The following is a 13,350-nucleotide window of genomic DNA, read 5'->3' as shown; positions in this document are numbered from 1 at the left end:
TCTCCCTCTTCGAACTCTCGTAATGGTTTTTCCAAAAAGAAAATAAAAACCTCTTTTGGAGAATCAGAAATTCAGATTCCAAGAGACAGAGAAGCTTCTTTCAATCCCATGATAATCCCCAAAAGGCAAAGTATGGCTGATGGATTGGAAAATGTCATCATATCGCTTTATGCCAAAGGGATGAGTGTTAGCGATATTGAAGAACAGATAAGAGAAGTCTATAATTTTGATGTATCTACCTCTACTATATCCAGGATTACAGAATCAGTATCCAATGACATTGTTGCTTGGCAAAACCGTCCACTGGAACCTGTTTACTTAATCGTTTGGATGGATGGTATCGTGTTTAAAGTCCGTGAAAGCTCTAAGGTCATCAATAAGACCATTTATCTGGCTGTAGGCCTAAACAGAGACGGTAAAAAGGAAGTTCTTGGGATGTGGCTGGGCAAGAATGAAAGTGCCAGCTTCTGGTTGGGCGTATTGACGGATTTAAAAGCCAGAGGTGTGGAAGATATTCTCATTACTGCTACCGACAACTTAAATGGTTTTACCCAAACCATTAAAAACGTCTTCCCCGAATCGCAGACACAAATCTGTGTGGTACATCAAATCCGTAACTCAGCCCGTTATGTAGTTTGGAAAGATAAAAAGGAATTCTCTAAAGACATGAAGCAGATTTATGATGCGCCAACCAAACAAGCTGCAAAAGGAGCTTTGGAAGATTTTGCCAACAAATGGAATCATAAATACCCTTATGCCGTAAAATCCTGGGAAGAAAACTGGGAGGAACTTACCGTCTTTTTTGACTTCCCCATTGAAATCAGAAAAATCATTTATACGACAAATTTAATTGAAAACCTTAATGGAAAAATCCGAAAATACACCAAAAACAAATTGTCTTTCCCTACCGATGAAGCCGTTTTAAAATCCGTATATTTGGCTTTAAGGGAAGCAACCAAAAAATGGTCGATGCCAATCCGAAATTGGGGATTAATCCTCAATCAGTTCTTAACTATATTTGAAAAAAGGGTTCAACTTTAAGTAAAAAGTCAAACCCCGTTATTTTTAAACTTACACACTTTTTGGGATAGTGTCGTGTTTAATGAAATGCTTAACAGATTAAGGCTTTATTTGTCTATTTTCACCTTTAACTATCCTTTATTTATTAGTCTTTTGTCACATATTTGTTACAATAAAAATCAAACAATTTTACAGCATGAATAAATACAATGCTTAACAACTTTTCATTATATTCTATATTGTAAATAGATTATCCGATTGTTCGATTGTTAGACTTCTTGAAATTATAGTATTAACCCTGTTAGAGTTTAAAGCTTTGACAGGGTTTGTTGTTTGAAAAATACATAGAACTCAAAGGAACTTAAATTAATACGAATTATAATATATTTGAGAAACTTACCCCGTATTTACATACATACCATAATTTTTATTACAGATAAGCATTACAAAATCATAGATATTTACAGGTTGGCAGCAATATAAACGCACTCGACTACCTTCACTACAGAAAGAATTAATTAACTCATAATAAATCACTTAAAACCAATGACGGGTAAATGACGGGTAAAATACATACTGATTTATCTAAAAAAAATAACATATTAACTTAATATTGTCCAAAGATTTTAAAATAACAATGAAACAGCCGGAATTAGGAAGAAAAATTTTCGATTTAAGAACTGAAAAAGGATTAACACAAGAAGAACTCGTCGAAAAGTGTAATATAAGTGTCAGAACAATTCAACGTATAGAGAACGGTGAAGTTAGTCCGAGAAGCTACACTATTAAATCAATTTTAGTGGCTTTGGATTATGACTTAAACAAGTTAACTAATGAAGAACCGAGTTCTATTGATTCATTAGTTTCCTGGTTTAAACATTTTATGCTAATTGATATAGATGCCGAAAAGCCATCCGATTTCCTTGTTAAACAACTCAACATTGCCTGGATGTTTGGTCTATTATATTTCAGCACCGGAATTTTTGAAAGTGCCTCTGAATATTTTCTTTTCACGGAAGATAAACTAATATTCAGTAAAGGAGTTTTTATCGCCATTAAAGTTGTGGCACTAATTTCATTTGTTTTTTTTCAACGTGGTTTTATTTTGATAGGCGGATTATTTAGAAATTATTTACTGAAAATCATTTCATCTATAATGATTGTTGCTCTAATACCGCTGTATGTATATGATATTATTTTACTGTTTAATGATTCCACTGATCGAGTATTTATTGCTGCAGCTACTTCACTAACTTTTGGATTTACCGGAATTATTTTTGGGATTTCATTGATAAAATTAAAAGGTTCAGTAGGCGAAATTTCAAAATACGCCGGGTTTTCAGAAATAATTGGTGGTTGCTTTTTATTAACAATAGTTTTGGCTTTTGTTGGACTTATCCTATATATTCCAGCAGAACTTTTAGAGATAATACTAATTTTCAAGGTCATTGAAATTATAAAAAACAAGCAAACAGAACATATCACTACATACTAATAAAAATCGCAATTTCCTCAATCAAGTACTTTAAAATCGTAATTATGAAAAGAATCTTCAAATACCTCTTTGCATTTGTTTTACTATCCGTTTTTTGGTGTGTTATTGTGTTTTTTGGAACATTAAATGGTTGGTGGCACAAGCCATTCATAAAAAGTAACGACCCGGAATTATTCAAAGTTGCAGTTAACCGGAAAATTGAAAACGAATTTGTAGGGAACTTTGCAATGTCCATTATTAAAGGTGGAGTTGTTCAAAAAAAGTTGTTTTATTCTAAAAACAAGAAAGTGGATCAAAACACCATTTTTCAAGTATCTTCTCTTTCAAAATTTGTATCGGCAGTTGGTGTAATGAAATTAGTTGAAATGGGTAAAATTAACTTGGACACACCCGTAAGCCACTATCTGAAAAGATGGAAACTGCCACCAAGTGCATTTGATAACGAACTGGTAACAGTAAGGAGATTATTAAGCCATACGGCAGGTTTAACAGACGGACTTGGTTATAGTGGCTTTGAAAACCGGGATTCCATCCAAACAATTGAATCCTCACTTAACAAGGCAAAGGATGCAGATACCGGAATAAGTGGAGAGGTAAAAGTGGGAATTGAGCCCAATTCTGAATGGAAATACTCAGGTGGAGGTTTTACCTTGTTACAATTGTTAGTTGAGGAAACAAGCGGTCAGTCTTTCAATGATTTTATGGTAACGAATGTGTTTAAACCATTGAAAATGAACAGCAGTACATACATTTTAAATGATTCATTAAACAATAGACTTTGTGAATTTTACGATTCCGATAATACCTCGGCACCGCATCTTTATTACACTTCTTTAGCAGCCACTTCATTATATACTTCATTGTCCGATTTGGAGCTGTTTTTTCAACTTTTTCTAAAAGGCAAAAACGGAGAACCTATCGGAAGAGGTCAAATAAGTCCTGAATCTTTACGATTAATGCGAAATCCACATGGAGAAGTGATGGGCGAAAATATTTATGGATTAGGTGCAATGCTTTACATCGATGTTGAAAACAATGAACATATTTTTGGACACGACGGAAAAAGTAATCCACCAATTAATACGGCAATAAGAATAAATCCAAACACAGGCGACGGAATAATTATTTTAGAAACAGGCAGTCCTAATTTAGCTACAAGGTTAGCAAGTGATTGGGTGTTTTTAGAGACAGGAAAAACAGATACATTGCTTTTCCCTATGCTTCTTGGAAAAATGACCAAAATTATACTAATTGGATTACTTGTAATTAGCATTTTAATTATCGGAATAGGAATATGCCGTAAGAAAAGAAAAACTGCTGCTAATAGCGGTTCCATGAAATTGGGGTTATAGTCAAACTTTAAACCCAATTTTCTATATTTGGTTCCAATCCAGACAGAATCAAATTAACATCTTTAATGAAAACCAAAGTAAAGAACAGAATCTTAGCAATATCACCCGAAACGGGATTGGAAAACGATGAAATTTTTTTAATCAGGGTTGAATTTGATTTTGATCGATTTGGTTCAAGCGAATCAACAAAAATAGTCGTTTATAAAAACTTCGAATTTGTGTCCCGTGTAGAATTTGGAAGCCTTTCCGTTTATTATTCCGGAACACTTTCTTTAAACCTGATAAAATACCTGAAGGATATCCAAGCTGATCCTGATTTCTTTGAAGGAATAAGCAGTACCGAATTTCAAAGGCCCGGATATTACGGTGGCCTATTTGATTTGCAGTTTCAATATCCGGACAGCAACTATTATCCTTATATCAATTTTGGTCATCTTTCAAAGTCACTCCTACAACCAAAATTGAAAGCATCAAAGGTTGGTGATGCCAATTTTGACATTTGGCTTAAGGAATTTTATAGTTGTTTATGGGAATGGTTAGAATCAATCAAAGAAAGCCATCGGGGTTTATTTCAAAAAGGACTCAATGGTATAGAAATAGAATATCCAGGGTAAGCCACCCCGATCGAAACGATTTGCTACGTTCGGTTGGAATTGTGTTATCAGGTATATCTTTGCGAATTTTTGGATTGGGAAGTAACTTCATTATCGAAAACAACTACATCTTCGCATAAAATGCAGATTTACTGTGGGATTCAATGGTAGTTTTATGTCGCTTTGCATTCCTTTGTGGAAGATTTTTACATATTATTCGTGAAACGAATATCTCAATTTGATATAAACCCTTGTTTCTTTTAATTTATATAGAATAAGATGTAGTTTCTTTCGTATTTAAAAACTAAATTTGAGTTATTAAACATATACAAATTAGTAATAATGTCCGAAGACGAGAAAAAAGACTTTGTAAAATATGCTTTACAAAAAGTCCATTTTTATATTGAATCCAATTTTTGGTCTAAACTCGATAATGACTCTCTAAATAAATGGTTAAACAATTTTAAAACTGATAATGAAAAATATTGTGCTGCAAAATTACTTGACAGATTTGTTTATTACTCCGAAAGTGATATATTGAGATTACTTGAGTATGGTTTTAATGAACTTATCTTTAAAAGATATGCCTCTAAAGCTGAAATAGATTCAAATTTTACAATACAAAATAATGATATTATCAAACTAAAGGATGATTTTCTATCTAAATGCGCAATTTTGCCATTAGCAACTATGAATAATCCCAGTGAAAGTTCATTTGCGATAACTCGGTATATGACAAATGATTTAGGTTTTTCAGAAACTAAAATATTAAATTTAAACAATTTAAACAGTCAATACTTACAGAGTATAGAAAACTTAGTAATTATTGATGATTTTATTGGGACAGGTAATCAAATTTTAGATTTTTGGAATTATGGTCAAGTAAATGTGGATGGTAAGCCTATGTATGTTAATAGATTGAAAGATAACTTTCAAAATCTTGAAATTGAATATTTGTGCTTGGTATGTACAGAAGAGGGATATAATAATTTTCATGCTGAAAATATCATGGCTGGGTTACGAATTACGTACTGTGAAAAATTAACTACTAAATTTAAAGTGTTTGGCAGTTCATCAATTTATTTTGAAAAACATGAAGTAGATTTATGCAAAGAAACTTTAGAGAAGCTTTGTGCTAAAAATAACATTGATTTTTTAGGTTACCAAGGATTTGATTATGCTATTGCATTCCATCATTCAATACCAGATACTTCATTACCATTATTTTTCAAACAAGAAGCAAATTGGCACCCACTTTTTAAAAATAAAAAAACAGTAGACAATGTCATCATTTAATAATCCCTTTTCTATAGATAGAGCCGAACAACTTGGCGATAATCTTTTCGAATTCTATGCTAATCATAAGAATTTTGAAGGATTACTAAAAAGTAAATCATTAATTATTCAGGGAGGAAGAGGATCTGGAAAAACTATGTATTTTCTCTATCATTCCTATTTCAATAAAAAGAAAGAATCTATAAGTAAAGGAATTAAATTTATTGATTTTTTAAATGAGGAAAAAGTTATAGGATTATATTTTAGGGCGGATTCAAATTTTGTTCCTGCATTTCAACATAAGGGAATAAATGAAGAAGAATGGATTCAATTATTTGGGCACTATCTCAATATAACCCTTACTAAAAGATTAATCGAAATAATCATTGATATTGAGAAATCATATAACTTAGAATCACTTTCAGTAAATTTTGACATTCCAGAAGAATTACATTTTTTTTTCCCTGATAAAGATTATTCTAATTACTGTGATTTATTAAAGATTATAGCTCATGAAGAAATTCATTTAATAAGTTATATTAACAATCTTCAATCCATTACTAGACCAAACGTTATAGCAAATGGTTTTCTGTTAAACTCAATTGCTAATAGTATATTAAAAACTTTAGAATTGAAAGATAAAGCCATCCATGTATTCATTGATGAATATGAAAACATGCTTGAGTATCAACAAAAAATTGTAAATACTTTGGTAAAACATCCTAGTCCCGTAATTTTTAATATTGGGATGAGAAACAAAGGTTTAAAAACATCCTCAACTCTTGCTGAGAGTGAAATTATTAGTTCTCCTCATGATTTTAATCATTTTAACTTCGAAGAATTTAATGAACAAGAATATGAAGAATTTATAGTTGATATTTGTAAAAAAAGACTACAGAAAGTTGAAGAATTGAAGGGGGCTGATGAAAAATTTTTTGATATCAAATATTATCTGGGCGTATATGATATTAATTATGAACTCTCTAATATAAATGGTAATATCACAAATGTTATACAATCTAAATTAAAAGCACGAATTGGAGCTAGTGACGAAGCCCAAATTTTACTTGACAGTAATGATCCACTTCTACTAAGATTACATATTGTCCTTCTAGATAGAAATAATAACATCGAGATTCTTGTCGATGAATATAAAAAATATTTAAAAGGACAAAAGTCAAAATACAAAGACTGGATTCACAACAATAGAAATGGCCTAATTTATTTAATAGCTAAAGAATCCAGCAAAGACAAATTATATTATGGTTTCACTACATACAAATTGTTATCCTCAGGAATAATAAGATTTTTTATTGAGCTCTGTGAATCTGCTTTTAAGCAAGCTTCACGAAATGGTTTTACATTTAGTAATCCTCGAAAACTTACTGCAGAAGAACAAACTCAGGCTGCCGACCATGTTAGTCATTACAAAGTTAATGACATAGAAACCTATACTCCATATAGTAATTTTTTAAAGAGATTTGTAATATTATTAGGTAATGTATTTGAAAGATTTCATAGGGACAAAAAATTAAGTGAGCCAGAAAAAAATCATTTCAGTACAGATTACGATAAACTTACTTTAGAAAGTCAAAGCTTTTTAAAAAACGCAGAACTATATTCAGTACTACAAGTTAGAGATGAAACAAAAGATAAAAGTCATTCAATAGATAGTAATAATATTGAATATCATCTTAATCACATCTATGCACCATATTTTCAAATTTCTCCAAGGAAAATTAGGAGCCTAAAAATTGATGCAAATAACCTTGACACACTTATTAATGGTGAAAGTCAAAAAGCAAATGAGATTGCAAATGCTTTGGTTAAAAATGCTGATGATAATAATGGTCAATTTAAAATTAGTCTTTTTTAATGTTATATAGTAGATATTATAACCTCGAAACTGAACGTAGTTTTTTGGCATCTTTAAAAGAAACAGATTTGTTCTTTGTTGGCAACAGTAATGAAATAAGAGCGCAGAAAGTTTATTCACTTTTAAATACCTTTTATAAAGGTCCTATTTATTCTCTTAACTATGATATTGAATTTGAAAAATATACAATTGAACAGTCTTCTGGTAAATTTGTACACCGGAAAGAAAATATTGGCTTAATAGGGAAAGATTTAATGCAAGATTTCAAAAATGATTTGGATAAAATTGGATTAGAGGATAAAAATATTTTAATTGATATTACCTCAATCAAACATCCCATCCTTTTTTATTTTTTAGCATTATTACGAAAAGATTATAAGCCAAAATCATTAGTATTAACATATACTGAACCTGAAGAATATATCCAACAAAAAGTTGAAAATGTAACGAAAAAATTTGATTTAACTGAGAAATTCTGTTCCGTTAAGCCTTTACCTGGATTTTTGAGGGTAAATGATTATAACAAGGAAAGACTTCTTGTTGCATTAATGGGGTTTGAAGGAAACAGGTTTAGTAAAGCATTCGAAGATGTGAACCCTGCGACACGCAAAACCTATGCTGTTGTTGGGTTTCCTTCATTTCAGCCTGGCTGGCAATATTATGTTTATTCTGAAAATCAGTATGCCCTAGAACAATCTCGGGCATACGCATTAATAAAAAGAGCTACAGCAAATGAACCTTTTGGTGCTTATAATATTTTAAATGATATAAAAATAAATAATCCAGATTATGAGATTACAATTGCGCCAATTGGTACTAAACCACATTCATTAGGTGCTTGTATGTTTGCTATTGATAATGAAGATGTTCAATTGTATTATGATTTCCCATCATTTGGTGATAAAAAGCGTACTATTGGAGTTGGTAATACTTTTTTATATAATTTAACAGACTTTATTAATAAATCAATCTAATTCTTAATACTAGGTAATATTCTATAATTAACACAGAAACATGGATTTTGAACAAAAACAACTGGAGGAAAGAAGTGATTACCTTGAAAACAACTTGGTAGAAGAGTGGTATGTAGATAACGAATATTTTCAAAATATTCAGAAAAAGCTTAAAGGAACTGGGGCAAAACTTTTAGTGGGTCCAAGAGGTACTGGAAAAACTCACCAGATGTTGATAGCTCATATGTCTTGCCTTAAAAATAATGAAAAGCCAGTGTCATTGTATGTGAGTTTTAATAGATATTATCACTTGGAACCTTTGATTTCAAGAGCTCCAAATGCAATACGAATATTTCACACATGGGTTCTAGCTAAAATAGTACTTGCAATCCATGATTTTGGTTTCTCATCTAATACTAATATAGATAGCATCTTAGACAAAAATTGGTTATCTAAAGAAAGTCTCGAGACTTTTATTGGCCAAGCTGAAAAAGGAATCTTTAGGTTTCAAGATGAAAAATTGCTTCATGAGTTAAATGTTTCCTATGTTAAAACCCTTATAGAAGAATTAATCTTACTTACTGGCAGACCACGAGCAATATTATTATTAGATGACGCTGCACTTACACTTACACCTGAGTATTTAATCGAGTTTTTTGAAATTTTTATAAGTTTGAAATCTTCAAATATTTCACCTAAAGCTTCGGTTTATCCGGGAACAACAGAATATGGCACAAAATTTCATCTTGGACATGATGCAGAAAAGGTAGAATGCTGGATCAACGTAAGTGATGATATGAAGTCTTATAGCGAATTTATGGATCAGCTAATAAATAAACGATTATCATTTATTAAGAGCAATATGGATTCTGATATCATAGAGATACTAAAATATGCTTCTTTCGGTATTCCACGTGCATTTATATTTTTGGTTAGATCATACATTCAATCAACAAAACAAACTAAGCAATCAAAATTTAATGAAGTCATTGATCAACATTCTGACCTTATTAAAGCTGAATATCTTTCTTTAAAGAAAAAAGTTCCTCAATTCTCGAATATAATAGAAATTGGTTATAATTTTTTTCAGAGTATTGTTGACGAACTGACTGAATCAACGAAAAATAATGAAGAAACAAAAAATATAATCGTTGGCATAGAAACTCATTCAAATAATATGGTGGAACGTATGATTCAGTTTTTGAATGAAGCTGGTTTATTATACAAGTATAGTAGTACAGTAAGTCACGGGCATGACAGAGAATATAGTAGATATACTCCACACATAATGTTTCTTATTAGATCTAAAGCTTTTACAGCAGGTCGTGGTTTTGATACTCAAAAAATACTCGAAAAATTGCTTTCAAACGAAAAGAAGCAGCCTTTAAGAAGAAAATTTGATAGATTATTAAGTTCAGAAGATATCACAAATCTAAAGCTAGATTTACCGCCTTGTCCTAGCTGTGGGGCAATAAGAATACAGGAAAATCAGCGTTTTTGCCATGTTTGTGGCTCAGAACTGGTAATCCCTTCTGCGTTTGAAAGTTGTATGGAACTTGATGTTTCTATTATTCCATTAACTACATTGCAATCAAATGCGGTTAAACAAGCAAATTTTAAAAAAATCAAAGACTTTTATTCTGTACAAAACCCTGCATCAGAGCTCATAAAAGTAAAGAAGATTGGTGGAGTGCGTTCACAAGAAATTCTAAACCGAGTTTTTTCAATTGTTGATGAATTTTTAGCATAAATAGATATGAGTGCAAATGCAAATATTACTATCGATGCTAATAATACTTCAGGATACACTCCTCTAGATACAAGTATAATGTTTGATTTAAACTTTCAAGAAAATAACGAATCTCCTATTGATACATATTTAAACAAAATTAGATCTCTTATAGTATTAATTAATCCGGTTAATTTTAATGAGATAAATGCTAATCTTGTTATTTTAGGAAGTGTTTCAGCATTTGAAAGTTATATGAGAGAAGTTATAAGAAGAACTATTTTAATAGATAAAGCTAGCTTAAAAAATTGTGAGTCTATGCCTCTATCTTATGGTGCAGCAATTAGTCATGGTGCTAATTTATTACCAGAAGCAATTTTAGAGGATATATCTTTCGCTGGGAAAACAAATGTTAAAGAATCGATTAAAACCTTTATTGGATTAAAAGGTCACCTGCCTAATTCTTTGATATCTGCACTTGAAGAATTTAATAAAGTTTGTGAAATTAGACATTGTTTAGTACATCGCTTTGGAAAACTAGGCACCAAAAATGCCATTAAGTTAGGATTATCTGAACATTCAATTTGCATCGAAAAACCATTACTTTTAAATTATCAATTTTTACAGGAACTACAACTAGCATGCAATGTTGTTGTTAAAGAAGTTAATAATTATATATTCAACGGATTACTTCAACGACTGATTACTGATGAAAATGGGAGAAAACTCGGCTCCACAATTTGGAAATGGAATTATAATTCAGATCGTGCCGAATTTATAAAATATTATAAGACATTTGCATCAACAATTGAAGCGCCTCCTTTACATTCTAATGCAAAAGATGCTTATGATTTATATAGAAATTTTTATAATAGCTTAAGAAGATAATGATAAACTGGTCTAACTTTTATACTCCTATAGAGATTGCAAGTGAAATAGTTAATTTAATACCGAGTGACTATACACCAAATTGTATTATTGACATATGTTCAGGAAGCGGTAATTTCTTAGATGCTGCTAAAATGCGTTGGAACAGTATCCCTTCAATAGGTGTTGATATTGAGTCTAAATCAACTAAAACAGATAAAGACACTGATACCTCACTTACTTTCATAAAAGCCAATGCCTTAGATTACAGTAATTTAGATATTTTACCAATTACTAATCCTAAACTTATTTTAGCTAATCCTCCTTTTGGAAAGACGGACTATATCCCAACTCAAGTCTGTCAAAAGCATACTTTATTGCATTATGAAGCAATTAAATCTAAAAGGATTGAAACATTAATGATTGTTTCTAATATGTATCTTTTAAAAGATGATGAAATATTTGCTGCAATTTTGCCAGAAAATATTTTTTCTTCAAAAAAGTTAGAAAATTTTAAAAGTATTTTTTTATCATATTTTGACGTAAAATACTTAGGTGAACCGAAAAAATACTTTCTAGGTAGTGAAGTTAAAACTAGAATTTTTATTGGTAGATATTTAAACATATCTTCTAATAATATTACTTTGGATAAGAGAGATAATATATCATCAAATATTATAGCATATAGAGGTATTGATAATTCGAAGCTTTTAAAATCACAAGTAGGTTATGAAAAAAAAGAACTTACACAAGTTATTCATTTCAGCAACAAAGATGGAGATTTGAAACTAACTAGATATATACAAAAAGACTTATTTTCTTCCGATAGAACTGTTCAAAAAAATGACTTATTAATAGCACGAGTTGGAAGAAGTTCAGGAAGAGTATTTAAAGTTAAAAAAGATTATATTGGTAAATATGCTTCAGATTATTTCTATGTTGTAAAAAATATTTTATTGGACATAAATGAAGAGGATATTTTAAAACTAGAAGAACAATTACTCTCATTAAAAAAAGGTCTCACCGCAAAGTATTTGTGCAAAGAAGATATTCTTAAACAAATTAGTTTTTTTATAAGGTAGTATCTCACTAACTGTGTAAGTAAAAAACACCTTTTACACTCAACATCCACCCTTTTACACTCAACATCCACCCTTTTACACTCAACATCCACTCTTTTACACTCAACATCCACCCTTTTTGCCTCGACATCCACCCTTTTTACTTCGACATCCACCCTTTTTACTTCGACATCCACCCTTTTTACTTCGACATCCACCCTTTTTGCCTCAACGTCCAGCCTTTTTGCCTGGAATTCCAGCCTTTTAGATTCAAATGGATAACTTAATAGTGATTACCTCTGTTACAAATGAAGAAAACGATGGACAGGAGTTGGGACCAAAAAAAAGACCCCATTACCGGAGTCTTTTCAAGATGTAAATTACTACTACACTATTTAGTTACTGCTTCTTCTGCGGCTGGTCCTCATAAACCGCTGACTTAAATCCTCATAAATAGGTTTTGCCGTTACAATACCTTTGCTGTGTGCTTCTTTTACCTGTCCGTAGTACAATAACGAGGCCTGTAAGGCTTCACTACCGGCTAACATGATGGTATCATTCACATCAGTAGACAATTGCGTACTTAAATTGGCTATCGGACTTAAAAGACTTACGACTGCTTCGTCTTTTAAAAATTCTGTTTTGTCCATATACGCCGGTACGAACTCGGGATTGGTATCGACATACGATTTTGTTTTTTGGACTGTTGCTACTGTTTTGTTCCCCATTTTAAAAATCGTTGAGCGTTCTTCTGCGGTTAAACCTTGTAAGTAAGGCGCTAATGCTGTTTTACACTCTTGCAATTTTTCTCTTACCGTATCTACCACCTCCTGTGGAATTTCGATACTAATTTGGTTTTTTGTCCCCATGTTTTAAAGTTTTAGGTTTAAATAATTTTTTACCTACAAACAATTTGCGTACCAAAAAACACAATTTTCAAAAAAATTTATAATAAAATTCTTATAATTTTAAAAAACCAGCCTATTCATTAGACATGAGAACTAAAATAATCAATAAGCTTTTTTACTTCTTTCCCCCTCTTCTACTGCGGATTCCACTTCTAATTATTACTTAAACTTATAATTAACAAAAATTATTAATTTGATTTATAATCCATAACCAACCTAAA

11 protein-coding genes are annotated in these 13,350 nt (G+C 31.1%); 10 read left to right on the top strand and 1 reads right to left on the bottom strand.

Features of this window, described 5'->3' with window-relative positions; translation table 11 throughout:
• From NAT51_RS18185 to NAT51_RS18140, 10 genes are all read left to right on the top strand, one after another.
• Positions 1-1,041: IS256 family transposase (locus NAT51_RS18185; protein ID WP_250601256.1), on the top strand; the 1,041-nt coding region annotated here is incomplete at its 5' end.
• Between the two features lie 592 nt (positions 1,042-1,633).
• Positions 1,634-2,515 carry a helix-turn-helix domain-containing protein gene (locus NAT51_RS18180; protein ID WP_250601254.1) on the top strand — a complete coding sequence of 294 codons (882 nt, stop codon included), beginning with the start codon at positions 1,634-1,636 and terminating at the stop codon, positions 2,513-2,515.
• Between the two features lie 44 nt (positions 2,516-2,559).
• The gene (locus tag NAT51_RS18175; protein WP_250601252.1) at positions 2,560-3,867 is read left to right on the top strand and encodes a serine hydrolase domain-containing protein; all 1,308 of its coding nucleotides are present in this window, start codon (positions 2,560-2,562) and stop codon (positions 3,865-3,867) included.
• A 65-nt stretch (positions 3,868-3,932) separates the two neighbouring features.
• Positions 3,933-4,481: a hypothetical protein gene (locus NAT51_RS18170; protein ID WP_250601250.1), complete on the top strand. Its 549-nt coding sequence runs from the start codon at positions 3,933-3,935 to the stop codon at positions 4,479-4,481.
• A gap of 321 nt (positions 4,482-4,802) precedes the next feature.
• The gene (locus tag NAT51_RS18165; protein ID WP_250601248.1) at positions 4,803-5,756 is read left to right on the top strand and encodes a phosphoribosyltransferase-like protein; all 954 of its coding nucleotides are present in this window, start codon (positions 4,803-4,805) and stop codon (positions 5,754-5,756) included.
• Entirely contained in the window at positions 5,743-7,611 is a 1,869-nt protein-coding gene (locus tag NAT51_RS18160) for an ORC-CDC6 family AAA ATPase (RefSeq protein WP_250601246.1), read from the top strand. Before NAT51_RS18165 ends, NAT51_RS18160 begins: the two co-directional genes overlap by 14 nt.
• Before the next feature lie 44 nt (positions 7,612-7,655).
• The gene (locus NAT51_RS18155; protein ID WP_250601244.1) at positions 7,656-8,585 is read left to right on the top strand and encodes a hypothetical protein; all 930 of its coding nucleotides are present in this window, start codon (positions 7,656-7,658) and stop codon (positions 8,583-8,585) included.
• A gap of 40 nt (positions 8,586-8,625) precedes the next feature.
• A complete protein-coding gene (locus NAT51_RS18150; protein WP_250601242.1) occupies positions 8,626-10,314 on the top strand; it encodes a zinc ribbon domain-containing protein in 1,689 nt (562 codons plus the stop codon).
• Positions 10,315-10,320: 6 nt separating this feature from the next.
• Positions 10,321-11,181 (top strand): hypothetical protein, encoded by an 861-nt coding sequence (locus tag NAT51_RS18145; RefSeq protein WP_250601240.1) that lies wholly within the window; start codon positions 10,321-10,323, stop codon positions 11,179-11,181.
• Positions 11,181-12,242: an N-6 DNA methylase gene (locus NAT51_RS18140; RefSeq protein WP_250601238.1), complete on the top strand. Its 1,062-nt coding sequence runs from the start codon at positions 11,181-11,183 to the stop codon at positions 12,240-12,242. The genes NAT51_RS18145 and NAT51_RS18140 overlap by 1 nt, the downstream gene beginning before the upstream one ends.
• Before the next feature lie 374 nt (positions 12,243-12,616).
• On the opposite strand, the gene NAT51_RS18135 is transcribed toward NAT51_RS18140, so the two are convergent.
• Positions 12,617-13,090 carry a hypothetical protein gene (locus NAT51_RS18135; protein WP_250601236.1) on the bottom strand — a complete coding sequence of 158 codons (474 nt, stop codon included), beginning with the start codon at positions 13,088-13,090 and terminating at the stop codon, positions 12,617-12,619.
• Positions 13,091-13,350 lie beyond the last annotated feature (260 nt).

Origin of the sequence: Flavobacterium amniphilum (assembly GCF_023634845.1) — a bacterium.
In the GTDB taxonomy this organism is placed as follows: Bacteria; Bacteroidota; Bacteroidia; order Flavobacteriales; family Flavobacteriaceae; genus Flavobacterium; species Flavobacterium amniphilum.
The sequence above is the reverse complement of the archived record's forward strand: the minus strand, read 5'-3'. Positions and strand labels throughout refer to the sequence as shown.

Coding starts and splice junctions, on each gene's coding strand:
- NAT51_RS18175 (WP_250601252.1), top strand. CDS start 2,560: ATGAAAAGAATCTTCAAATACCTCTTTGCATTTGTTTTACTATCCGTT.
- NAT51_RS18170 (WP_250601250.1), top strand. CDS start 3,933: ATGAAAACCAAAGTAAAGAACAGAATCTTAGCAATATCACCCGAAACG.
- NAT51_RS18165 (WP_250601248.1), top strand. CDS start 4,803: ATGTCCGAAGACGAGAAAAAAGACTTTGTAAAATATGCTTTACAAAAA.
- NAT51_RS18160 (WP_250601246.1), top strand. CDS start 5,743: ATGTCATCATTTAATAATCCCTTTTCTATAGATAGAGCCGAACAACTT.
- NAT51_RS18150 (WP_250601242.1), top strand. CDS start 8,626: ATGGATTTTGAACAAAAACAACTGGAGGAAAGAAGTGATTACCTTGAA.
- NAT51_RS18145 (WP_250601240.1), top strand. CDS start 10,321: ATGAGTGCAAATGCAAATATTACTATCGATGCTAATAATACTTCAGGA.
- NAT51_RS18140 (WP_250601238.1), top strand. CDS start 11,181: ATGATAAACTGGTCTAACTTTTATACTCCTATAGAGATTGCAAGTGAA.
- NAT51_RS18135 (WP_250601236.1), bottom strand. CDS start 13,090: ATGGGGACAAAAAACCAAATTAGTATCGAAATTCCACAGGAGGTGGTA.